This window comes from Cellvibrio sp. PSBB023 (assembly GCF_002007605.1).
Classification (GTDB): domain Bacteria; phylum Pseudomonadota; class Gammaproteobacteria; order Pseudomonadales; family Cellvibrionaceae; genus Cellvibrio.
In genome coordinates, this window is record NZ_CP019799.1 from 3,513,487 (window position 1) to 3,535,654 (window position 22,168).

The 22,168-nt window shown below is 47.8% G+C and carries 21 protein-coding genes; 12 read left to right on the forward strand and 9 right to left on the reverse strand.

The features are described from left to right. Nucleotides 1-6: 6 nt before the first annotated feature. The 5 genes from B0D95_RS15135 to glyQ are packed head-to-tail and all read right to left on the reverse strand — an operon-like array spanning nucleotide 7 to nucleotide 6,296. Nucleotides 7-762: a 1-acyl-sn-glycerol-3-phosphate acyltransferase gene (locus B0D95_RS15135; protein WP_078044678.1), complete on the reverse strand. Its 756-nt coding sequence runs from the start codon at nucleotides 760-762 to the stop codon at nucleotides 7-9. 23 nt (nucleotides 763-785) lie between these two features. Further along, nucleotides 786-1,361 (reverse strand): D-glycero-beta-D-manno-heptose 1,7-bisphosphate 7-phosphatase, encoded by a 576-nt coding sequence (gene gmhB, locus B0D95_RS15140; RefSeq protein WP_078044679.1) that lies wholly within the window; start codon nucleotides 1,359-1,361, stop codon nucleotides 786-788. A gap of 42 nt (nucleotides 1,362-1,403) precedes the next feature. Further along, nucleotides 1,404-3,242, reverse strand: a complete 1,839-nt coding sequence (locus B0D95_RS15145) for a discoidin domain-containing protein (RefSeq protein ID WP_078044680.1) — start codon at nucleotides 3,240-3,242, stop codon at nucleotides 1,404-1,406. Nucleotides 3,243-3,267: 25 nt separating this feature from the next. Next, complete coding sequence (glyS, locus tag B0D95_RS15150) at nucleotides 3,268-5,346, reverse strand: glycine--tRNA ligase subunit beta (protein ID WP_078044681.1); 2,079 nt, start codon at nucleotides 5,344-5,346, stop codon at nucleotides 3,268-3,270. Further along, a complete protein-coding gene (gene glyQ / locus B0D95_RS15155) occupies nucleotides 5,346-6,296 on the reverse strand; it encodes a glycine--tRNA ligase subunit alpha (RefSeq protein ID WP_078044682.1) in 951 nt (316 codons plus the stop codon). Before glyQ ends, glyS begins: the two co-directional genes overlap by 1 nt. Nucleotides 6,297-6,638: 342 nt before the next feature. Here glyQ and B0D95_RS15160 point away from each other — a divergent pair, with 342 nt between their 5' ends. The 12 genes from B0D95_RS15160 (at nucleotide 6,639) to B0D95_RS15220 (ending at nucleotide 18,522) form a co-directional block, all read left to right on the forward strand. Continuing rightward, complete coding sequence (locus B0D95_RS15160) at nucleotides 6,639-7,205, forward strand: CBS domain-containing protein (RefSeq protein WP_078044683.1); 567 nt, start codon at nucleotides 6,639-6,641, stop codon at nucleotides 7,203-7,205. A gap of 172 nt (nucleotides 7,206-7,377) precedes the next feature. Then, a complete protein-coding gene (locus B0D95_RS15165; protein WP_078044684.1) occupies nucleotides 7,378-8,265 on the forward strand; it encodes a lysophospholipid acyltransferase family protein in 888 nt (295 codons plus the stop codon). Between the two features lie 95 nt (nucleotides 8,266-8,360). Continuing rightward, nucleotides 8,361-9,152, forward strand: a complete 792-nt coding sequence (locus tag B0D95_RS15170; RefSeq protein ID WP_246841620.1) for a RimK/LysX family protein — start codon at nucleotides 8,361-8,363, stop codon at nucleotides 9,150-9,152. A 67-nt stretch (nucleotides 9,153-9,219) separates the two neighbouring features. Continuing rightward, entirely contained in the window at nucleotides 9,220-10,809 is a 1,590-nt protein-coding gene (locus B0D95_RS15175; RefSeq protein WP_078044685.1) for an inactive transglutaminase family protein, read from the forward strand. Next, nucleotides 10,806-11,843 carry an alpha-L-glutamate ligase-like protein gene (locus B0D95_RS15180; RefSeq protein ID WP_078044686.1) on the forward strand — a complete coding sequence of 346 codons (1,038 nt, stop codon included), beginning with the start codon at nucleotides 10,806-10,808 and terminating at the stop codon, nucleotides 11,841-11,843. Before B0D95_RS15175 ends, B0D95_RS15180 begins: the two co-directional genes overlap by 4 nt. Nucleotides 11,844-12,256: 413 nt before the next feature. Next, nucleotides 12,257-13,645 (forward strand): glycosyltransferase family 4 protein, encoded by a 1,389-nt coding sequence (locus B0D95_RS15190; protein ID WP_078044688.1) that lies wholly within the window; start codon nucleotides 12,257-12,259, stop codon nucleotides 13,643-13,645. After that, nucleotides 13,632-14,381 carry a class I SAM-dependent methyltransferase gene (locus B0D95_RS15195; RefSeq protein ID WP_078044689.1) on the forward strand — a complete coding sequence of 250 codons (750 nt, stop codon included), beginning with the start codon at nucleotides 13,632-13,634 and terminating at the stop codon, nucleotides 14,379-14,381. Before B0D95_RS15190 ends, B0D95_RS15195 begins: the two co-directional genes overlap by 14 nt. Further along, on the forward strand, nucleotides 14,378-15,484 hold the full coding sequence (locus B0D95_RS15200; RefSeq protein WP_078044690.1) for a prenyltransferase: 1,107 nt from the start codon (nucleotides 14,378-14,380) through the stop codon (nucleotides 15,482-15,484). The genes B0D95_RS15195 and B0D95_RS15200 overlap by 4 nt, the downstream gene beginning before the upstream one ends. Nucleotides 15,485-15,505: 21 nt before the next feature. Continuing rightward, the gene (locus B0D95_RS15205; protein ID WP_078044691.1) at nucleotides 15,506-16,231 is read left to right on the forward strand and encodes a 16S rRNA (uracil(1498)-N(3))-methyltransferase; all 726 of its coding nucleotides are present in this window, start codon (nucleotides 15,506-15,508) and stop codon (nucleotides 16,229-16,231) included. 120 nt (nucleotides 16,232-16,351) lie between these two features. Further along, on the forward strand, nucleotides 16,352-17,260 hold the full coding sequence (locus B0D95_RS15210) for a glucosaminidase domain-containing protein (RefSeq protein ID WP_078044692.1): 909 nt from the start codon (nucleotides 16,352-16,354) through the stop codon (nucleotides 17,258-17,260). Then, nucleotides 17,257-17,880: a hypothetical protein gene (locus B0D95_RS15215; RefSeq protein ID WP_078044693.1), complete on the forward strand. Its 624-nt coding sequence runs from the start codon at nucleotides 17,257-17,259 to the stop codon at nucleotides 17,878-17,880. Before B0D95_RS15210 ends, B0D95_RS15215 begins: the two co-directional genes overlap by 4 nt. A gap of 189 nt (nucleotides 17,881-18,069) precedes the next feature. Further along, nucleotides 18,070-18,522, forward strand: coding sequence for a lysozyme inhibitor LprI family protein (locus B0D95_RS15220; protein ID WP_168172464.1), 453 nt, complete (start codon nucleotides 18,070-18,072; stop codon nucleotides 18,520-18,522). 330 nt (nucleotides 18,523-18,852) lie between these two features. Here the strand turns inward: B0D95_RS15220 and B0D95_RS15225 are convergent, their stop codons facing one another. The 4 genes from B0D95_RS15225 to B0D95_RS15240 form a co-directional block, all read right to left on the reverse strand. Next, nucleotides 18,853-19,602, reverse strand: coding sequence for a hypothetical protein (locus tag B0D95_RS15225; RefSeq protein WP_078044695.1), 750 nt, complete (start codon nucleotides 19,600-19,602; stop codon nucleotides 18,853-18,855). A gap of 738 nt (nucleotides 19,603-20,340) precedes the next feature. Then, the gene (locus B0D95_RS15230; RefSeq protein ID WP_078044696.1) at nucleotides 20,341-20,679 is read right to left on the reverse strand and encodes an FKBP-type peptidyl-prolyl cis-trans isomerase; all 339 of its coding nucleotides are present in this window, start codon (nucleotides 20,677-20,679) and stop codon (nucleotides 20,341-20,343) included. 47 nt (nucleotides 20,680-20,726) lie between these two features. Continuing rightward, the gene (locus tag B0D95_RS15235; RefSeq protein WP_078044697.1) at nucleotides 20,727-21,212 is read right to left on the reverse strand and encodes a chemotaxis protein CheW; all 486 of its coding nucleotides are present in this window, start codon (nucleotides 21,210-21,212) and stop codon (nucleotides 20,727-20,729) included. Nucleotides 21,213-21,245: 33 nt separating this feature from the next. Continuing rightward, on the reverse strand, nucleotides 21,246-22,166 hold the full coding sequence (locus B0D95_RS15240) for a chemotaxis protein CheB (RefSeq protein ID WP_078044698.1): 921 nt from the start codon (nucleotides 22,164-22,166) through the stop codon (nucleotides 21,246-21,248). Between the last annotated feature and the right edge of the window lie 2 nt (nucleotides 22,167-22,168).

The following is a 22,168-nucleotide window of genomic DNA, read 5'->3' on the forward strand; positions in this document are numbered from 1 at the left end:
CGGGGTTTAAGTAGTTTCCGATTCCACAACAATTCGCTTCCCGTCTTTTCTTGCGGGCGGCATCTTTGCAATCTCACTTTCAATCCAGTTTTTCACTTCTTCAGTAAGTTGCTTGCGATCTTTACCTTCGGTTTCAAAAGGCTCGCTGATAACGACACGAATGGTGCCGGGGTACTTAATAAAATCTTTAGTGGGCCAGCACTCACCCGCGTTATGTGCTACTGCAATAACAGGTACGCCCGCGCTGATGGCAATATCGGCACCGCTGCGTGCGTAGTTGCCAACCTGGCCGACCGGGGTGCGAGTGCCTTCGGGGAAGATCAATAAATTATTGCCCTGTTGCAAGCGGCGTATGCCAATACGTTTAATATCTTTTAGTGCTTGCATCGGGTTGCTGCGATCAATGGCGATAGGGCGCAAACTCGCCAAACCCCAACCAAAAAATGGAATGCGGAATAATTCTTTTTTAAGGATGGTACTGACCGGGCCAAAATAATATTGCAGGAACATGGTTTCCCAGGTGCTTTGGTGTTTGGCCATGACGACACAAGGAAACACATCGCGGCGGCGCTCGCCGTGGATTTCAAAACGAATGCCGCAGCAAACGCGCAACCAAAACATCACAAAACGGTTCCACAAAGTGACAATACGCCAGCGCCAGGCATAGGGAAATATGGGCCAAATAATCACACCGATAAAACCAATTAATACACTGCTAACGTTGTAACCAATCGTAAAAAGTAAACTGCGAAGTTTGAGCACGTTAATTCCTGTTATCCATGTAGTTAGTGGTTGGCTTCAAGAATAAAATCAACAGCGGCAGCAAGGTTAGCAAATACTTGTACCTGTTCAGCATAGACAGTGGGGCTGTCGGTTTGCAGTTGTACATCCGCCAATTGTGCGAGCGTTTTTTCACCTTTGCCGGTTTTGACCAGAATGGGTTTGCACCCTTTTAGCAACCCGGCTTGTAAATCGCGCAAGCTGTCGCCTACAAAATAGCTCGACTCTACCGAGGTGTTAAATTCGGCTTCAATGGCATCAAGCATGCCGGGTTTGGGTTTGCGGCATTTACAATTGTCGTCCGGATGGTGCGGACAATAAAAAATCCCCCCCAGCTCGCCACCTTGCTCTTCCACCAAACCGGTAATTTTTTCGTGCATGGCTTCCAGGTCATCCAGCTCGAATTTACCCTTGGCAAGACCGGCTTGGTTAGTGGCGACTACAACAGTAAAGCCCGCTTTATTTAGGCGCACTATGGCTTCAATGCTGCCTTCAATCGGCACGCATTCATCGGCAGATTTTACATAGTCTTCACGATCGTGATTAATCACGCCGTCGCGGTCAAGGATGACTAGTTTCATAACGTTTATTAATATAACCCTCTACAGTCGATAGGCAGGCACTTAGTTATAAATTTCAATTTCTCTCCAAGCTACCCAGGATTGGCTACTTATAGTGCGAACTTCCATATGTTTAATGTTTCCATTTTGCCAGAATTTATCTAACACAATTTCTTCTAAATCACATGTTGATTTGGATATCACTGCCATTTTATGCAGGCCGGTTTCGTTAGGTCCACCCCAGATTTGAACTTCAGTGTATTGGCAAATAGGTGTGTGTGATGGAATTAGTTTTACTTTGGATATATTAACTCCATATGGAAATCCAAAATAAATGCTTTGAGGGCTGTTTGTGCTAGCCGAATTTCCGCTATTCCAAAGGGTATTAATATCATCATCAAATGCGTTTCCAGCATTTCCTGAGATCGACTTCGCACTTATGGGGCGTAAACGTTTTACAGGGCAGTTATTAACACTAGTTATGCATAAACCATTATTTCTTACTTTTTCCTTTAAATTTAAATTTTCATTTAAGTCGTCAAGCCATTCCAATCCAATCCATTTTTCGCCTGGTACACTTAGTGATTGGTAAATAAAGTTAAATGCGCCGATAACTTTGGGTTCATTGTCAGCAATCAATATAAAATTATCATATATTGCATTTAAGTTTTTCTTCTCTTGTACTGTTATTTGCAGGCTTCTATTTCTGGATGCAGTGGCATCAGGGGCTAAAAAATAAGCACTTTCCGGGAATATGGCAATTTTTTGATGAGCAGAGGTTTTATCTACAAGCTTTTTTACGTATTCATGTATGGAAGTAGAGAGACTTGGCACAATGGGGTGGCACAAGCTGTATTGATTCCATTGTGGATTTGTTGCTGGGTAATTCCGCGACGGATAACAATTAAATCCAACCCAATCGGAGGACTCAAAGCCAGGCCATATATTATTGCTAAATGCTTCATAACTGTAGTTTGTGAAAACAGCTATGCTTGGGTTAATTTTACTTTTTACAAAATTAATTCGCTCAGTGAAGCCAGATATGATATTGGGTTTTAAATCTGGTTCGTCCATTAGCGTAACTGCAGCAATATACTGGGAATAGTTATTGAAAAAATTATGTGCATAAGAATCCCAGTTTTGGTTGTATTGTGCGTTTTGTTCAATACCATTAGGTCCGTGTATATAAAATAAATCTGATAGATCAATAATCAATTTTATTTCATTTGCTTTTCCCAATGCGATTAACTCATTAATTTTTTGTTGTGCGCGCCATATATTTGTCCAAGATATATTTGAGTGATCAGCGATTTCAGATGTTTTGTTGTATAACTGGTCTCTTTGACCAGAGGGGTTTGATTCAGTTACGTCTGTCGATCCTCCATCCATAAAGTAGCCAAAATGCTTTATATTTGGATTGTTTCTCACCAATGCAGCTTTATGAGAAAAGACATTAACTTCATACCACGAAATCCACGAAGGACTGGCATCGGTTCGTATTCTTATAAACCTTGTGTTTGACTCTATCGGATAAGAAAGCACTTGGCCGTTAGTAGTGTATTGTTGATAAGTTTTTAACACTTGCAGGGTTTGTTCTGTATTTCCTATTAATATAGTTTGAGTTGTATTGCCGGATGGGTATTGGGACACAATCAACTGGACTTTGCATACTGGCTGGACTGTACCCAAATCAATTTGGATCCATTGCTGTGCATACAGCCCTGAACTCCAGGATGTAGTTATATTCCCATCTATTAAAAAGCTGCTTGGTGATCCAGCAGCTGAGTTCGAAGTTTTCAACATATGGTTGGCGAGGTTTATCTCTACGTTGCATGAAAATGCTTTACTTGCAATGATAGCCAATAAGAAGAAAACTATTTTTTTAAAAAATATATTGTTCATATATTTATTATTATTCCTTTAATCATTAACTTTTATTAGGAACCAGATAAGAAATATCGGCCACTTCTAAAAACAATCCGCGCAGTTGTTGCAATAACGCCAAGCGGTTTTGTTGCAGCGCCGGGTCGTCACTCATCACCATTACGCTGTCAAAAAACGCATCCACCGGTTGTTGCAGATCCGCGAGTGCAGCCAGTGCTTGGGTGTATTCGCGTGCAGCAAACAAGGGGGCAACTACAGCCGCTTTTGCGCTTACTGCTTGCGCCAAAGTTTTCTCTGCGTCCTCTTGCAAGAGTGCTGCATTTACTTCCGTACTCAACGCCGCATTTTGTTTAGCGAGAATATTGGATACACGTTTGTTCGCCGCAGCGAGCGCCTGTGCTTGCGGCAATTTGCTGAATTCGTTCACCGCCAGGACGCGCTGGTTGATATCCAACGGTTGCGATAATTGTTTTGCAGTGACCGATTGGAAAACTTCTGCAGGGATATTGGCATCTTCAAAGAAAGCGCGGAAACGCTCCAGCATGTAAGCCAACACTTGCTCGACCAACTCATCACCAACAGTGAGATTTTTGTGTTGGTTTTTAGCGAAGGTCAGCAGCTCACGCAAATCGAGCGCGAGATTTTTTTCCACCAGAATGCGTAGCACTGCAATACTTGCACGACGCAAGGCAAACGGATCTTTGGAGCCGGTAGGCTGTTGGCCAATACCAAAAATACCGGTGATAGTATCGAGGCGATCAGCAAGCGCGATAATCGCGCCGGTAGTGGTTGCCGGCAATTGGTCGCCCGCAAAACGCGGCATGTATTGCTCGTTCATCGCCGCAGCTACTTCGGCATTTTCGCCGTCGTTAACCGCGTAGTAATAACCGGCGATACCTTGCATATCGTCAAACTCGCCCACCATATTGGTGACCAGATCCGACTTACATAATTGCGCTGCGCGTTCAGCCGATGCAGCGTCAGCATTTAATTTGCCAGCAATTAATTTTGCAAGGCCAGCAACGCGTTCGGTTTTATCGTAAATGGTGCCGAGCTGCGCCTGGAACACGATCGTTTTTAAACGATCGCGCAATGACGCGAGCGTGGTTTTCTTATCAGTTTCAAAGAAGAAGGCTGCATCGGAAAGACGGGGACGAATCACGCGCTCGTTACCATCGATAATTTGCGATGGGTCTTTGCTTTGGATATTCGCCACGGTGATGAAGTTGTTTTTCAACTTGCCGTTAGCATCTACCACGTGGAAATATTTTTGGTGTTCTTTCATGGAAGCAATTAATGCTTCCGCTGGAACAGCGAGGAAACGTTCTTCAAATTTTCCGGTGAGTGCGACTGGCCACTCAACCAAGGCGGTAACTTCATCGAGCAGGGCAGGGTCAATAACCGCAACGCCGCCGACTTTTTTCGCTTCGGCTTCAACTTGTTGTTTGATGGTCGCGCTGCGCTCAGCGAAATCGGCGACTACAAAACCGGTATTTTTTAATACGCTGGCGTAATCACTCGCTTTAGCGAGGTCGATGTTGTTGTTGTAATGGAAGCGGTGACCGCGTGTAGTGCGGCCAGCGGTCAAGCCCAATACCGATGCATTTATAACATCGCTACCAAATAACATTACTAGCCAATGTACTGGGCGAACAAACTCAGTACGTTTTGATCCCCAGCGCATACGTTTGGGAATGGGTATGCCTGCAACTGCTTCGTTAACTACATTTTCAAGTAGATCAACAGTTTTTTTACCTTGGATATTAATTCTTGCAACGAGCTTTTCAGCTTTACCATCGCTCTCTGCTTTTAATTCAGAAGGGGCAATCCCATTTTTTTCTGCGAAAGCGAGAGCAGCTTTGGTGGGTTGTCCATCTTTATCAAAAGCGATTGCTGCTGGTGGTCCCCATACAGTGAGAGATTGCGATGGAGTTTCACTTGTAAGACCTTCCACCAACACGGCTAAGCGACGCGGCGTTGCAAATGATTTAACAGCTTTGTATTCGAGATTAGCAGCAGCTAGTTCCGCCTCGATAACTCTAGTAAATTCGCTTGCAAAGAATTTAAGGTTTTTAGGTGGTAACTCTTCTGTACCCAGTTCAACTAAAAAATCAGCAGACATTATTTTTCCTCCGCAATGGCAGAAAGCATTTCTGCTCGTAAGGCTTCAGGCGCAAGTGGGAAGCCGAGGGCTTTGCGGCTATCGTAATAGGCTTGGGCAACAGCGCGAGATAGTGTGCGCACGCGCAAAATAAAACGTTGGCGCTCGGTAACGGAAATTGCGTGGCGCGCGTCGAGCAAGTTAAACGCGTGTGAGGCTTTCATCACCATTTCATAAGCGGGCAGCGGCAGATTTTTTTCCATCAGGCGCTGGCTTTCTTTTTCGTAGAAGTCGAAATTGCTGAACAAGAATGCGGTGTCGGCTTCTTCAAAGTTGTAAGTGGATTGCTCCACTTCGTTTTGATGGAACACATCGCCGTAGGTAACCTTGTCGCCATTGGGGTTGATCGTCCACACCAGATCAAAAATTGAATCCACACCTTGCAGGTACATGGCGATACGCTCGATACCGTAGGTGATCTCGCCAGTAACGGGGAAACATTCCAAACCGCCAACCTGTTGGAAGTAAGTGAACTGCGTGACTTCCATCCCATTCAACCAAACTTCCCAACCCAGACCCCAGGCGCCGAGGGTGGGCGATTCCCAGTTGTCTTCCACGAAACGGACATCGTGCACGTTGGTATCAATACCCATTTCGCGCAGTGAGCCCAAATACAAATCCTGAATGTTGGAGGGCGAGGGTTTCATCGCCACCTGGAATTGATAGTAATGCTGCAAGCGGTTGGGGTTTTCACCGTAGCGGCCGTCTTTCGGGCGGCGGCAGGGCTGCACGTAGGCGGTATTCCAGGTTTCCGGGCCTATGGCGCGCAGGAATGTGGCGGGGTGGAAGGTACCGGCGCCGACTTCGAGGTCGAGTGGCTGCAGGATTACGCAACCCTGGCGCGCCCAATAATCTTGCAGGGCGAGGATCAAACCCTGGAAGGTGCTTACGTCATAGCGTTTGTCAGACATGGCAGACTCAATAGTAATGATGATCGATGAAATGGAAAAAATGCGGCGATTATAGCGGTGAACGGCACTGAATGGCAGCAGATGTCTTGGATGCGCGTTAATGGCGCATATCACAGTGTTCGGGCGAAAAATAGCACCTTTTACGGGCGATATTGATATAGATCGTAAACGCCGCGTAAAACGAGTAAAGCCCTCGTAAACATGGAGTAAAGGGCGCGTAAAAGCACGGATTCGCGGGTTTTAATTGGGCAGGAGTGAGCCTATGTTGTAATCACAGGGGGAGAAATCCTGCGCTAGGTGCGGACCAGCCCCCGTATTGATTACCACCGAATGGGGTTTGTTATGAAAAATTTATCGGTATTTTCCTTGGCTGTTAATGACCATTTGGTTCAGCCAGAAGAATTTGAAGACATCAAAGCCAGCACCTCTGCGCTGGCTATATTGACCGACTTCCGCAGCCATAAACCACACATGGTGGATGGCCACCTGGAAGCCGCTGAAGCACTGGAAGTGATGCGCGCTGAAGATGTAAAAATCAAACTGGTAGTCGATGCCCACAAAGAGTTTGTGGGCGTGATCAGCCTGGATGACCTGTCGCATCACAACATGCTGTTGAAACAAATGGCGCTGCATTTGAAACACGATGAGCTGCTAGTGCGCGATTTAATGCACCCTCGCACCGAGATTCGCGCGATTGATTTTGACCAGTTCCAAAAGGCCAGTGTAGGCGATGTGGTATCTACCCTGAAAAAAGCCCATCAGGAATACCTGTTGGTGGTGGATAAAGAGGCGCACCACATTCGCGGCATAGTATCCGCACGCGATATCGCCAGCCGTTTGCATACACCGGTTGAGATCGAGAAAGAACTGACCTTTATGGATATTTTCAGTGCGGTAACTGCCCACTGAGCATAGCGTTAACTCGTTGTTGATTTTCATACCACTCCTTTTTGGGCGCTGTAGGCGCCCTTTTTTTTGACTACACATCCGCTTTTATGCCATTCACCGCTGGCAGGATAATGTGCCAGCGGGCTTTTTCCGGTAAGCTGCGCGCACTTAACGCTGCACTGGTATTGGCTCCATGAAAGACCATCTGGCTCCCCTCCTCGTTAAACTGTTCGCGCGCTTGCCGCTGTGCCTGTTGCGCGTGCTGGGTAATCTGCTTGGCCGCTTTATGTGGTTGCTCAATGGCCGCGCGGCCAAAATCACCCGCGAAAATATCCGCTTGTGTTTCCCTGAGTTGACCCCTGTCGACCAGACGGCATTAGCCAAACAAAGCCTTCAGGAAACGGCAAAAACTGCCATGGAGGCCGGTGCTATCTGGCGCAATTCATGGGCATGGCTGGACGGCAAAATTGTCACCAAAGAGGGTGATGATGTGTTGCGCAGCAAGCTGGCGCAGGGTAAGGGTGTATTGGTGCTGGCGCCGCATCACGGTAATTGGGAGGTGGTTGCGCCCTATTTGGCGAGTGTGGCCAACTTGACGGCCATGTACCAGCCACTTGAGAACCCCAAAATGGACGAACTGGTGTTGGCGGGGCGCAGCAAGCTGAATATCTCCATGGCGCCAACCAATCGCAAAGGCGTGATGATGCTTTTTAAGGCACTGCAGGGCGGTACGATTGTGGGCATCCTGCCCGACCAGGTACCGGCCAAAGAGGCGGGTGGTGAAGTGGCTCCTTTTATGGGGCAGCCTGCACTGACAATGACCTTGGTACATGGATTGGTTCAGCGCACCGGCTGCGCCGTGTGTTCCTGTTACGCCGAGCGAGTGGACGGCGGGTTTAAAATTGTGGTGATGGAGGCTGATCCGGCTATTTATAGCGAGGATCTGCAAACCTCGGTGGCCGGTTTGAATGCCAGTGTGGCCGCCTGTGTAAAACGTGCGCCGGCGCAGTACCAGTGGGAGTACAAACGCTTCCGTCGCCTGCCGCCTGAGTATCCAAAGTGCTACCAATTTAAACGATAAACCCCGATGCGAGGGTGTTTTAGCAAACACCAGCGGCTACAATTAGTGCACTTGTAATCTTAATAATGTTTTCTTTGAAACTTCCGGTTGTGGTGATGAATAAAAATACTCTGTTGATGGCAGGTCGCTCGGCGCGCACCCTGACCTTTGCCGCCATGGCGGTGGTATCCCTGAGCGCGTGTACCCAGCAAAAACTGGTGCAAACCCAAGCAGAATTAAATACCGCACGCGAGTGCATAGTTAAACAAGAAGCGCAGAGCCAGTTGGTGACACAACAACAGGCAACGCTCATCGAGCAATTACAAAAAGTGCAAACCCAGCTCAATGTGCAGCAGACTATTTTGCAAGAGCGCCCGCAAGTAGTTCACATGAGCACGCCCAAAATGGATTGCCCACCGCCGCCACCCGTGAAGAAAAGTGCTGCCAATGAACAGTTGTTGACCGATAAGCAAATTGTCGGCTTGCGCGAACAAGCGCTGATTGCGGGGCTAAATGTGGTGATGCAGGCACGAATCAGCACCAATGTGGGTTATTCGGTGATTGATGCGCGCAATATCCAGATGTTTGAGCGCAATAGCGAAGAGTGGGTGCGCTTTACCATTTATAACCCCGAGACCAAAGAGCCCCATGTATTGGAGCGCAAGCGTTTGCGTTTCCAGACAGTGCAAACTGCAACCAGCCCCAACCCGGATCGTCGCCCGGTGGTAGAAATCCGTTTTACCATCGGCAAGCTCAGCCAGCGCGGTGAGTTTGTACTGGCAGATCGCAGCGACTCTGAATTTCCCATCCTGATTGGTCGCAACCTGCTGCGCGATGTGATGCTGGTGGATGTGAGCGGCAACAACCTCGCCCCCCTGCAGCGCACCGATGAGTCTGCAAAAAACTAACGCCAATTAATTCCAGGCCGGTGCGCTGCACCGGCTGTGCAAGACCCGCCTGTTAAGGATGTTCCCAATGAAAAAACCCTCCCGTGCCCCGTTTTATACTGTGATTGGCCTGTTGATTCTGGTCGGTCTGGGGACTGCCTGGATGCGCCACAGCCAAATGGAGATTCCATTTATCCCCGGTGTGCAAAAACCGGTATGGCTGATTGAAGCGCGTATCGACTTTGATGCAACTGGTGAGCCGGTGACCGCTCGCCTGGGGCTGCCCGATAGCCCGCCCGGTTATCGCAGCTTTAGCGAGCAAGCGGCCGCGCCCGGCTACGGTTATTCCGTGGTCAGTGAAAATGGCGTGCGGCGCGGCGAGTGGTCCAAGCGCGAGGCGCAAGGCCCGCAAACCATCTATTACAAAACCCAGTTCATGGAAGCGGAAGATGCCCATTCCAACGAGGTGCTGGAAGAACCCTTGAGTCGGTTGATTGACTGGGACGGTTCATCGCAAGAGACGGCCGCACAACAGGTATTGGATACGGCCTGGGCAAAATCCAGCAGCCCGCGCAGTTTGGCGCGCGAGCTGATCAAGCTGCTCAACAGCGAAACCCTGGATCAAAATGCGGCGCTTTTGCTGGCGGCCCAGAGTGAAAAATCCGTGCTGCTGGAAAAACTGCTCAATCAAGCGGGCATTCCTGCCCGCCCGGCACTGGGGTTGTATCTGGAAGATGCGCGTCGTCACCAGAACCTGACTCGGTTGGTACAGGTGTACGACAACAGGCACTGGGTGCTGTTTAACCCCTACACCGGGGAGCAGGGTGTACCGGAGAACTTGTTGCTGTGGCATACCGGCGGCGAATCCATCCTGGATGTGGCGGGCGGCAACCGTTCGCGCGTGAGTTTCTCCATGATCCACCAAACCGTACCGGCACTGGATCTGATCAAAGCGCAAAACAAAGACAGTATTTTCAGCGTGCTTAGCATCCAACACCTGCCCATTGAAGAGCAGAGCATGTTTAAGCTCTTATTGCTCCTGCCTATAGGGGCGCTGGTTGTGGTGTTTATGCGCATTATTATCGGCCTCAAAACCTCGGGCACCTTTATGCCCATTTTGATTGCCATGGCCTTTTTGCAGACCTCGCTGGTGTTAGGTTTGGTGAGCTTTATTACTGTCGTGGCAATGGGGCTAGTGCTGCGTACCTACCTGTCGCGGCTCAACCTGTTGCTTATCTCGCGGATTGCGACCCTGGTTGTGCTGGTGATCTTTATCATCTCGGTGCTTAGTTTGGTCGGTTACCAAATGGGGCTGAATACCGGTATGACTATCACCTTCTTCCCTATGATCATCATCGCCTGGACTATTGAACGTATGTCCATCCTGTGGGAGGAAGAGGGTCCCAAGGAGGTCATGGTGCAAGGTGGCGGCAGCCTGTTAGTGGCGGTGCTGGCCTATGCCTTAATGCAGCTGTCGATGGTGGGTCACCTGACCTTCAACTTCCCCGAACTGAACCTGGTAGCACTGGCGCTGATCATGCTGATGGGTCAATACACTGGCTACAAACTCTCTGAATTGCGCCGTTTCCGCGCCATGGTGGATGAGAGCGGCAAGTTTGTTGAACCGGCGAAAACCCAGGAGAAGGCCAGCGAGCCAACCAAAGGAGCCGGTGCATGAGTCAGGCTCCCGCGAATGCAAACGCACCAGCGGCCAGCCCTGCGCCAGCCGCTCCCGCCGGTATCAAACGCTGGTGGAATTCTTGGGTCAGCCCCTGGCGCTTGAAGCGCATGGGCATACTCGGCATGAACTGTCGCAACCATGACTTTATCGCCGCCTATAACCCGCGCAGTTTGTTTCCTTTGGTGGATAACAAACTCAAGACCAAGCTGCTGGCGGAAGAATATGAAGTCGCCACACCCAAATTGTTTTTTGTGGTGCATGCACAGCACGAAATCGCCACCATCGAAGACAAGCTCATGGCGTTGGAAGCCTTTGCCGTCAAGCCTGCAAAGGGCTCAGGCGGTAAGGGGATTCTGGTAATTATTGGCCGCCGTGGCGATAACTTCATCAAGTCCTCAGGGGTGGAGATCACCATCGAAGATATCCGTCGCCACATGACCAACGCACTGGCAGGTCTCTACTCGCTGGGCGGTAAACCGGATGTCGTGATCGTTGAGGATCTCATCCAGTTCGATGACTACTTCAAGGACTACTCCTACGAAGGTGTACCGGATATCCGCATCATCATCTTCAAGGGCTACCCGGTGATGGCCATGCTGCGCCTTGCGACCCACAAGTCTGACGGCAAAGCCAACCTGCACCAGGGAGCAGTAGGGGTTGGATTGGATATAGCCACTGGCCGTGCACTCAAAGCCGTGCAGCATTCCAAACCGGTCACCCACCACCCGGATACCAAGCGCGCACTCAATGAAATCCAGATTGCCGACTGGCGCAACTGGCTTCTGTTGGCCTCCAAGTGCTACGAAATGACTGGTCTCGGCTATATCGGCACCGACCTGGTACTGGACAAGGTGCGTGGCGCCCAACTGCTGGAGCTCAATGCGCGCCCCGGCTTGGCCATCCAAGTCGCCAATGGTCGCGGCCTGCTACCGCGCTTGCGCCATGTTGAATCCCTCAAAGAACGCATGCACCGCACCGCCGAACAGCGGGTGGAATATGTGATGAAGACGTTTACGGCGGATGGGTTGTAATTCGTCGTTATCCATCGCCCGATAGCATTATCGGGCGATGGTGTTTCCATTCCTGCCCAAACCTTGTTCCACATCAAACCCTGCAAAAAATTGCTTGATTGAAATCAAAAACCGCTGGGCGCAAAGCGCGCAATCTACTCCTGAAGGCACTGCATCCCATGTAACAACGCAGTGCTATAACCAAGATGGAGAAGACATCATGTTAGTATCAGGCATAGTTGCAACCGGTTCGTTAGTCGCCTTGTTAGTCGTATTATTTGCGGCAGGTGTGGCATTGGCAGCGGTGGACAAACACTTTGATGCAAATCGCCAGCATTAATAGCACCTTAGTCGCCCACTGAGCCTGGGCATACATGGAGCTGCTTGCCGGTCTGCGCCTATAATGCGCAGACTCAATAAGGTAATTGCGCTCCATGTCCTATTCACCGGTTACGTATCGCCAGGATTTATCGGCGACCAGCACAGCCACTACAGCAGCTGTTACCGCTGCTGCTACGCATTCAAAGAGTAGTTTGCGCATCGCACTGCTTGGCTATCGCAGCCACCCGCATGTGGGCGGGCAAGGAATTTATCTGCATTACCTCAGCAAAGCGCTGGTGGATTTAGGCCACAGTGTGGATGTCATTTCCGGCCCGCCTTATCCCGAACTCGATTCGCGTGTGCACTTGATTCAATTACCAAGCCTCGATTTATACGCGCACCCCAATCCCACTCGCGCCCTGCGGCCTAAACATTTCCTGTCGCTCGCGGATTTTTACGAGTGGTGGAGTAAAGTGAGCGGCGCCTTTGGTGAGCCTTACTCATTCGGTCGACGGTTGAGCGCGCATTTTAAAAAACAGAAACCGCAGTACGATATTGTCCACGACAACCAAAGCCTTTGTTACGGCTTACTGGATTTGCAAAAACGCGGTGTGACTGTCATCGCCACTGTGCATCACCCGATTACCCAAGACCGCGATCTCGCTCTGGCTGCCGCCACCGAAAAAGGCCAGCGCTGGTTAATCAATCGCTGGTACAGTTTTTTGGCGATGCAAAAAAACGTGGTGCAACAACTCAAGCATGTCATCACTGTTTCACACCAATCGCAGCGCGATATCACCGCCGCATTTGATCGCCCGGCGCAGCATATTCAGGTGATTCCCAATGGTGTTGATGCCAATATTTTTAAACCTTTGGATATTATCGCGCGCAGTCCCTTTCGCCTGATTACCACCGCCTCGTCCGATCAGCCCTTAAAAGGCTTGAGTGTACTCTTGCGTGCGCTGGCACAATTGCGTAGTGAATTTTCCGAGCTGCATTTAATCGTGATCGGAAAACTAAAAGAAAATGGTGAAACACAAAAGGAATTGCAGGCGCTAAATTTGCAAGACGTAGTGCAATTTAAATCCGGTATCAGCAATCAGGAACTCGTCGAAGAATATGCACAGGCGAGCATCGCTGTAGTGCCTTCACTCTATGAAGGTTTTGGTTTGCCCGCTGCAGAAGCCATGGCCTGCGGTGTGCCACTTATTTGCAGCGACGGTGGTGCATTGCCAGAAGTCGTGGGTAATGCGGCGCACTTGGTGCGCGCCGGCAATGTGGATGATTTACAAAGTGCACTGCGCGAATTATTGATGGACGATAACGCGCGCGAACAACTAGGTGCCCAAGGTCGCGCGCATATCCTGCAACAATTAAGTTGGGATTGCGTCGGTAAAAAAATGGAAGCTTATTACCAGCAGGTGTTGCAACAACAAGCACAGGGTATATCAATAGAAGATCGTAAATTATCGCGTGGGCAAGTACAAAATGCTTACGATTAATTTTCGCGATTTTCCGCTCAATGACGGTGATCTGGTGTTGGATCTGGGCTGCGGCGAAGGCCGCCATGTGATCAACGCTTATTTGCACGGCGAGGTTACTGCAATCGGTGTCGATTTAAACCACCGCGATTTGCTCACCAGCCGCGAACGCTTTTTACCTTTCGCCCAAGCTTCGGGCACTAAACAAATTTATCTACAACAGGCCGATGCGACCCAATTGCCCTTTGCCGATCACAGCATCGATAAAATAATTTGCAGCGAAGTGCTGGAACATATTCCCGACTACCAAGGTGTGCTTGCCGAAATCGAACGTATCTTAAAACCCGGAGGTCTTCTTGTCATCACCGTGCCGCGTGCTTGGCCAGAAAAAATATGTTGGTGGTTAAGCCATGAATACCACCAAGTTGAAGGTGGCCATATCCGTATTTTTAACGGGCAACATTTGCGCCGTGAAATAGAAAAACAATCGTTTCAATTTTATAAACGCCACTGGGCCCATGCACTGCATTCACCTTTCTGGTGGTTGAAGTGCCTTTGGTGGAAAACCCAGGATACAAATCTGCTAATCAAAGGCTATCACCGGCTGTTAGTCTGGGATCTAATGGAAAAGCCCTGGCTAACGCAAACACTGGAAAAATGGCTGAATCCGATTATGGGAAAAAGTGTGGTGATGTATTTTCAAAAAATTAACTCCTCCCCTTTGCAAAAGGGGAGGCCGGGAGGTGATAACTCTTGAAAAATTTATTACTCACTAAAGGATTTTTCCCTGAGTCGCTCCTGCGTCCAACCATCAATTATATTTTGCAAACCCAATTACCCAACGGCTGCATCCCCTGGTTCACTGGCGGCAAAGCTGATCCCTGGGATCATATCGAAGCAGCTATGGGTTTAACCATTGGCGGTGAATTAGCAGCTGCGCGTCGCGCCTACCAATGGCTTGCACAAGAACAACTGGAAGACGGCAGTTGGTGGGCAAATTATCTTGGCGATGAGCCAGTTGATAAAAACCATCGTGAAACCAATTTTATCGCCTATATCGCCACGGGCGTTTGGCATTATTATTTGGTGACAGAAGACAGAGCGTTTCTGCGCGAGTTTTTCCCATCCGTAAAAAAAGCCATTGAATTCGTATTGCGCTATCAGGCGCCGACGGGTGAAATCTATTGGGCAGTCGCTGAAGATGGCAGCGCAAAAAAAGATGCGTTAGTAACGGCGTCAAGCTCAATTTATAAAAGCCTTGAATGCGCCATTTTAATCGCACAGACACTGGGCGAAGAGTCAGCTGATTGGTATAAAGCCTATCAACAATTAGGTAATACACTGCGTCATCACCCCGAATGTTTTGACCGCACCTGGGAACCCAAAACCCGCTTTTCTATGGATTGGTTCTATCCCATTCTGACGGGAATTGCTCAGGGCAGATCTGCACAGCAGCGCATCGACAGCAAATGGCAAACATTTGTTGAACCCAATATCGGCTGCCGCTGCGTCAGCGATGAACCCTGGGTAACCGTTGCGGAATCTTGCGAATTAACACTGGCGCTACTTGCTGCGGGCGAACACGCCAAAGCCGTCAATTTATTTAGCTGGTTATTTCAATTTATGGATGAAGATGGTGGCTACTGGACCGGCTACAACTTCCGCGATGATGTCATCTGGCCACGCGAAAAAACTACCTGGACCACCGGCGCAATATTATTAGCCGCCGACGCCCTCACTGAACACACAGGTGCCGCGCGGCTTTTTATTCAATCTTCACTGGTTACTCAATCCACATTGATGGTGGAATCTGCGGTGGATAAAAAAGACCAATCACTGCACGCCAAAACCGAACACTGACTTTTTAAGAAACTAGCGACTATGCGAATCCCACGAATTTTTACTGAACAAAATTTGCTGAGCGGCGAACAGATTGAACTGGAAGATGCTGCCTCCCATCACTTAAGCAAAGTGCTACGCATGCAAGCCGGACGCGAATTAATTCTATTTAATGGTGCCGGCGGTGAATTCGCTGCAACCATCCATGAAGTCAGCAAGAAACACGTCACCGTTAGTATTGCTGAGCACACAGCAGATAATCGTGAGTCGCCACTAGAACTGGAGTTAGCGATTGGTATATCACGAGGTGAGCGTTTTGAATGGGTACTGCAAAAAGCTACGGAACTCGGTGTTACTAAAATTACGCCGTTAATCACTGAGCGCACAGAAGTTAAAGTGAATGGTGAACGCCAGGAAAAAATGTACGAACGCTGGCAGCAAATCCTCATCAGCGCCTGCGAACAATGCCAGCGCAATTTGCTACCGCAACTATCCACTCCCATCCAAATTTCCGATTGGCTCCCCAATGTAAATTCCGACGTGCGTTTCGTGCTACATCACCGCGACAGCCAACGCCTCCCCGCCGATAAAACGCCTGCCAGCGTCACACTATTAATTGGCCCCGAAGGTGGATTAAGCGAACGCGAAATTGCCCATGCCCTGGAGCAGGAATTTAAAGCGCTCACCTTAGGGCCGAGAGTCCTGCGGACGGAGACCGCACCAGTGGCAGCGATTAGTTTGGTGCAGTATTTGTGGGGGGATTTTTGAGTTATTTTTTTGAGATATCCATTCAATAACCAATCTTGTATTAATCCAATAGCATGGATATAGTAAAAACTCGCCAGAAATTAGCGAGCTAAAGATAGTTGGATAAAATAGGGATCATTCATGGAAATAAAAATTATTGCCTCAGTTGGCGAGAATGCCAAAAACAGAGAGTCCGATGTTCGGGTTGTTCAGAAAGCGCTTAATAATATAATGCAATACAATATTTTAGCGCCCCTGCCTCCACTGGCCGAAGATGGAATTGCCGGCCGTAAAACAAAAGTCGCTATTCGACAATTTCAGCGTGTCGCCGTTGGTATGACTGCCCCTGATGGACGTATAGACCCGGGCGGGAAAACTATCGTAAAACTGAATGCTGTAATAAATACAGCAACCAAGCTGCCTAACATAAAAACACCTATAACCAATGCGTGGTCGCCGACATATGATTTAGATCTGTTGTTGACTGGCGTCTATCAACAATTCAATCGTATTCAGTATGGGGTTCTTGCCGGTGAACCTGTTCACAAAGCCCAAGCTTTGAATGTTGGCGAGCATGCAAATAAAGATCTTCGTGCCTTGTCTAAAAGTGAGTTTGTTCGGCAAGTATTTGAGGAGGCTAAAAAGGAGGAGCTCACATCAAAAATTCCAGCCGCAATTACCACAGCACAAGCCATTCTTGAGACCGGCTTTGGAAAAGCTGTCCCAACGGATCTCTATACAAAGCAATACAGTTACAATTTATTTGGTATAAAGGGTATTGGGCCTGCAGGCTTTGTATCGGTTTATACACATGAAGTGTTAGATAATAAGAGAGTTAAAATTATTGCCAAATTTAAGGCATACCATAATTTTTCAGAATCTATTAGCGGACGCACCCAGTTTTTAAAGGACAACGGCATATATAAATTTCTTTTTAAAACTACCGATGCAGAAGAATGGGCTGATGGTTTGCAAGAGGCGGGATACGCGACAGATCCCAATTACGCTAAATTACTTAAATCAATTATGAAATCTTGGAAATTAATATGATTGCTCGAATATTTGTTTTTTTAACATTCGTATTTTTTGCTTGTGGATGCAGTGCCGAAAAAAAATATTATCCTGCTGGAGATCCCAATCATATTGCATCCAGTAGCGATATAGATGCCGTATTCGAATCCTTTTCAGATGCGGTTTCCGAGAAGAATGTAGAGTTATTTATTAATTTGGCAAACCCCAAGGGAATCCATTTGGTTAGGAAATTTACGTCTGGAACTCTTGGGGGGCGAGGGCCGGAGTTAAGCGAGCGCATAGACCCAAAGAAAATTAATGCAAAACTCCAATTCCCTATAAAAGACCAAATTCCATATAGCATTCGTATTCAATTTCAGGAGCTACCAGTTAAATCATTCAAGGCTATATCTCGACAAGTTTTAGCTGCTGACGTTGAAACTTCGAATTTTGATAGATGGGCGCCCTATTTGAAAGAAAGTTTAAGGGGGACAACAGAGAGTGCTAACCGCGCACCTATCATATTGTCATCAGCTAACTCTAAATATCATGTATATGCTGAGGCACAAATTATCGATGATATATTAGTGGGGGGATTTGCGGTTTTTGCAATGACGGATGGAAAACTACAACTTGTTGCCCTTATCGAGCTGTTGTAAATCTATTGATGTAAAAAAGTTATGTGCGCCGCATGGGTTAATGCATGCGGCGTTTTTATTTTTAATCGTTGACCTTGATCCTAAAATGTTCCACACATAGGAAACTCCGGCAACTATAAATACTCTGTACGACCTATAATTATGAAAATACGATACACAAATATATCCACCATGCTATGGAGAATTAATATGCAGAAACTTCACTACTCATGGTTAAGCATTGCAGCACTTACCTTAGTGCTATTTAGCAACCTGACCTTCGCAATTGATAACCCCGACGCACCGGATTTACTGGCCGAATTTGAACTTCGCGAAAAACCATTTCTTGCAGCAATCCAAAAACCAACCAATACCACCACTGACTTTTCAATAGCCTACGCAAACTATCAAGATTTTTTAGATAAAGAACTCAATAGGGTTTACAAAACCCTCCGCAAGAATCTTCCGGTGGATACACAAAAACAACTCAAAACATCACAAGTCAGCTGGTTAAAATACCGTGACCTTGAGTTCGTGTTTATTGACAGCACTTGGAACAATATCGATTTTGGTTCTTCATCTGCTATTTCACGCGGAGAATACCGCGCGAGCCTGCTACGGAATAGGGTGGTTCAGTTGATGCATTATGCAAAGTCTTTTTAATTGAAATGCTTGCGTAACAACCGAAAAATTAAAATCGCCTGGTGAGCTTACCAATATAGTTGGCTGCAACTATGCAGCCTACGCCAATTAGGATTACCGGAAATCCGTCTACCAACCCTCCACGAAGCACGCCTTTAATAATAATCACCGTTCCGATTAAATAAAGCCACAAAACAAATTCATTCATTTTATTCATAATTAATTTTTTGCTGTTTTCGGCCGGAAGTGGAAGTTAGCGTTTAAGTAGGTTGGGCATGGCTGCTCAACCTACGTGCCACTTAAACAAGATATTTTTTATAAAATTTATCAATCTGTAAATATATATTTTTATTAAAATTTCTCTCCTTCGACATAGAAGGGTGGTTTGTTCATGCCAAAGCCTTTGATCACCCAATTTACTGACATTAATGTTATAGCTATTACAATGGCAAGAGGAAGTAAAATAATTATGAATGTTTTGTCTATAAATCCAAACTCATTAAATTCTTTATCCCAGTAGCTAGGAAAGAGAAAGGAGAGAACCTTATCAGTCAACTCATAATGGGTGCTCTCAGCGTTAGTTATTTTTTCGCCTCCCTTTACTGTTCCACACACCGATATTTTTCTATCTGATTTGACGCCATGATAAATATCTATTGCTAATCCATCTCCGAAACCGAGATATTCGAAGTTAATATAAATTTTATTATCAATAAGCTCTATGGAAATTTGATTAGTGCTGTTGTTAATTTTTAATATCGCAGCAGAGTAAATTATTCCTTCATCAATAAATTTTATTACCAACGGATCAGATTTTGCGATGTCGCCATTATGGATTGTTTCTTTTCCTTGATTCCAAATGCTAAATCTAGTTAATGTCAAGGTGTCTATATCTTTATTCATATATTGAATGCTTAATCCATTAATAGAAGATAATGAATTTTTTATTAAAGGAGAGTTTTTATAGATATATACAAGCTTTCTTTCTCTCTTTGTTTTTGTGTAAAAAATAAAAGTGAAAATAAGGCTTAATAAAGCAATAATCAGAAATAAGAAATTTAAAATGGGGCCGCCGTCTAGTAAATCAATAAATTTTTCCATTTTTTGTCCTTCAAATAAAAAGTAGCCGCAATGATTTTTTCAATATTTTACCTCTTCATGCTCTTACGCAACAAAGCTATATAAAGTCATACTGTAAGATGTGAGTTGAATTTTTGCATTTCGATTGTGCTTTTAATCTGCAGGGCGGCGTATTTGCCATTTCTTCTATAAAATAATCGTAACTTTCACATCACTTTCTCCTCTGAGGGTGAATTGTTTTTTCATTTTCACATTAGTAGAAAATATTGCGTGTTTCGCTTTGAAGGCGTTAATATTTTTATGATCATAAATCGGCTAGCTTAACTTAATTCTGCTTCTAGCAGCTTCATGCAACTATAGATATCTACAACGCACGCTCAAAAAATAGCTCCAGCAACAACCCTCATCTTATTGTTCATGTTTTTTGGTATAGTATTTTGCATATTCGAGGAAATCATTGGAAGCAACTGCCGTTGATTGTTATTCATCTGCATTTTCTGTCTCCATTCAATGGCTCAAGTTTCCAATATAGCTGATGATTTGTAAAATACATCACATTACGTGGAGTTTTTAAAAGGGATAGCTAATAGTGAGGTCGCCAAATTTTTGCGAGTGTTGTATATCTTCGGAAACCAGAACATTGCAGTGGGTTTCACTGGCGGCAGCAGATGATCTGCGAATCATAAAAGCTAATAAGCGTAACTCGTAGCAATGTTTCGTAAGCCCAGCCCTACGCTGCTCGCATCAAGTCACTGAGTGTTAATCGTCCCTTGTCAAAACTTCGAGTAATTCGATTTCAAACACCAAATTCGAATTGGGTTTTATCAGTGCGCCGATTTGGCGTTCGCCGTAGGCTAAATGCGCGGGGACGTGGAGTTTGCGTTTGCCGCCGACTTGCATGCCGATCAGGCCTTGATCCCAGCCTTTAATCACACGGCCGGTGCCGATGACGCATTGGAAGGGTTTGCCTTTGCGGTGGGAGGAGTCGAATTCGGTGCCGTCTTCGAGCCAACCGGTGTAGTGGGTGGTGATGAGGGCGCCTTTGACGACGGTTTTGCCGTCGCCAAGTTGCAGGTCTTCAATAAGCAGGTCGTTCATAGGGTGTGTGCAGGTGCCTGCAATGGGCACCTGTTGTCCGAGGTGAGTTAGTGGTCGTGGTGCAGGTAGTCGAGAAAGGCGCGTTCCATGGCTTCCACATTGGGGATCACCGCTTCTTCGCCCGCCCAGGAGACGTGCATCAGTTCAAAGGGTTTGTTGTCCATGTCTTCGCGCTCGGTGATTTCCTCTTCAGTGACCCGGGCCAGGCGTGGCAGGCCCTGGGTGAGGATGGCGATAAAGGGTAGGGATTCGTTGACGCCGGTGGTGTTGATCACCGCAAAACGCGAGCGCTGGGCGACGCCGGGTTTGTCTTCGCCGTTCATCACTTCAAAGGAGAGCAGGGGGATGGTCTGCTCGCGCCAGGTGCAATTGCCCAGGTACCAGGCGGGCGCATTTTCCACGGGGATGACCTGGGCGACAGGGACGATTTCGGCGATGGTGACGTTGGGGGCGAGCAGCATGCGGCCTTGCAGCGGGATCAGCAGGCTGGCGACTTCTTCAATTTTTTTCTCAATGCGTTGTGGCGCTCTCATGAAAATAATGTCCTGCAGTCGATGGTTCTTTCATTAATTATGGTTGGTGGTCTGACGCGTTTGTACCAAGGCCCTGGCCAGATACTCGGGCGAGCCTGTCAGGCTGACACAACCGGTAGCCAGCGCCGAAACGGGCATGGAGTCGCTGGTGCAGTCGCTGGGGCTTTGTGCCCACACTTTGCCGCCCACTTGCTTGATCAGGCGACAGCTGGCGGCGCCATCATCCCCCATACCGGTAAAAATAATCAGGTTGCAGCGCTCGCGATAAATACGCGCGGCGTTGGCAGCGACTTGATCGATGGAGGGCGCGTAGCTGCCTTTCCACTGTTGGCCGTAATTGAGCATCAAGGTGCCGTTATCCAGTAGCTCCACCGGGTCGCGCGCGGTGATGAGCGTCAGGCTGTTGGCGGCCAGTACCAGCCCCTGTGTTGCCACCATTGCCGGATAGTGCCCGGCATTGCTCATCATGCGGTTGAGCGTGACGGCTTGCTGGGCATCGATATGTTGTATGTACAAAAACGCTATGCCCAAATTGGCGGGCAGCTCTGCCAAAAAACGCTTTACCGCCGCCGGACCACCGGTTGAGGCGGCGAGCAGCCAGAGTTCGCTGGCGGGTGTGCTCTGCTGCAGGTTGATGTCGCTGCGCAGTCGCTGCAAGCGCATGCCGGTGCGACGCAGCCAGGCATTGTGTTCCTCGGAGCCGATGCGGAATTCGCTGCTGTCGCTCAGAATAATAGGGATGCGGCTCTGGGCGAATAAATCATCCAACAGTTGGTCGTCATGGCTCTCTTCGGCGATATCCACGAGCCAGGCATCCAGGGTTGTATCCTTGTCCGGTTGGGCGCTGCCGTCCAGCACCCAGCTTAATCCGACCTTGTGCCCCGCTTGTGCGACCAGCTGCGCCAAGGCTTTTTGTTTGGCGGTGTTATCCACCAGTAACCCCAAGCGCAGCATAG

Excerpts from the sequence above, each read along its gene's own strand:
- gmhB (WP_078044679.1), bottom strand. The coding sequence starts at position 1,361 with ATGAAACTAGTCATCCTTGACCGCGACGGCGTGATTAATCACGATCGT.
- B0D95_RS15145 (WP_078044680.1), bottom strand. The coding sequence starts at position 3,242 with ATGAACAATATATTTTTTAAAAAAATAGTTTTCTTCTTATTGGCTATC.
- glyS (WP_078044681.1), bottom strand. The coding sequence starts at position 5,346 with ATGTCTGCTGATTTTTTAGTTGAACTGGGTACAGAAGAGTTACCACCT.
- glyQ (WP_078044682.1), bottom strand. The coding sequence starts at position 6,296 with ATGTCTGACAAACGCTATGACGTAAGCACCTTCCAGGGTTTGATCCTC.
- B0D95_RS15160 (WP_078044683.1), top strand. The coding sequence starts at position 6,639 with ATGAAAAATTTATCGGTATTTTCCTTGGCTGTTAATGACCATTTGGTT.
- B0D95_RS15165 (WP_078044684.1), top strand. The coding sequence starts at position 7,378 with ATGAAAGACCATCTGGCTCCCCTCCTCGTTAAACTGTTCGCGCGCTTG.
- B0D95_RS15170 (WP_246841620.1), top strand. The coding sequence starts at position 8,361 with ATGAATAAAAATACTCTGTTGATGGCAGGTCGCTCGGCGCGCACCCTG.
- B0D95_RS15175 (WP_078044685.1), top strand. The coding sequence starts at position 9,220 with ATGAAAAAACCCTCCCGTGCCCCGTTTTATACTGTGATTGGCCTGTTG.
- B0D95_RS15180 (WP_078044686.1), top strand. The coding sequence starts at position 10,806 with ATGAGTCAGGCTCCCGCGAATGCAAACGCACCAGCGGCCAGCCCTGCG.
- B0D95_RS15190 (WP_078044688.1), top strand. The coding sequence starts at position 12,257 with ATGTCCTATTCACCGGTTACGTATCGCCAGGATTTATCGGCGACCAGC.
- B0D95_RS15195 (WP_078044689.1), top strand. The coding sequence starts at position 13,632 with ATGCTTACGATTAATTTTCGCGATTTTCCGCTCAATGACGGTGATCTG.
- B0D95_RS15205 (WP_078044691.1), top strand. The coding sequence starts at position 15,506 with ATGCGAATCCCACGAATTTTTACTGAACAAAATTTGCTGAGCGGCGAA.
- B0D95_RS15210 (WP_078044692.1), top strand. The coding sequence starts at position 16,352 with ATGGAAATAAAAATTATTGCCTCAGTTGGCGAGAATGCCAAAAACAGA.
- B0D95_RS15215 (WP_078044693.1), top strand. The coding sequence starts at position 17,257 with ATGATTGCTCGAATATTTGTTTTTTTAACATTCGTATTTTTTGCTTGT.
- B0D95_RS15220 (WP_168172464.1), top strand. The coding sequence starts at position 18,070 with ATGCAGAAACTTCACTACTCATGGTTAAGCATTGCAGCACTTACCTTA.
- B0D95_RS15225 (WP_078044695.1), bottom strand. The coding sequence starts at position 19,602 with ATGGAAAAATTTATTGATTTACTAGACGGCGGCCCCATTTTAAATTTC.
- B0D95_RS15230 (WP_078044696.1), bottom strand. The coding sequence starts at position 20,679 with ATGAACGACCTGCTTATTGAAGACCTGCAACTTGGCGACGGCAAAACC.
- B0D95_RS15235 (WP_078044697.1), bottom strand. The coding sequence starts at position 21,212 with ATGAGAGCGCCACAACGCATTGAGAAAAAAATTGAAGAAGTCGCCAGC.
- B0D95_RS15240 (WP_078044698.1), bottom strand. The coding sequence starts at position 22,166 with ATGCTGCGCTTGGGGTTACTGGTGGATAACACCGCCAAACAAAAAGCC.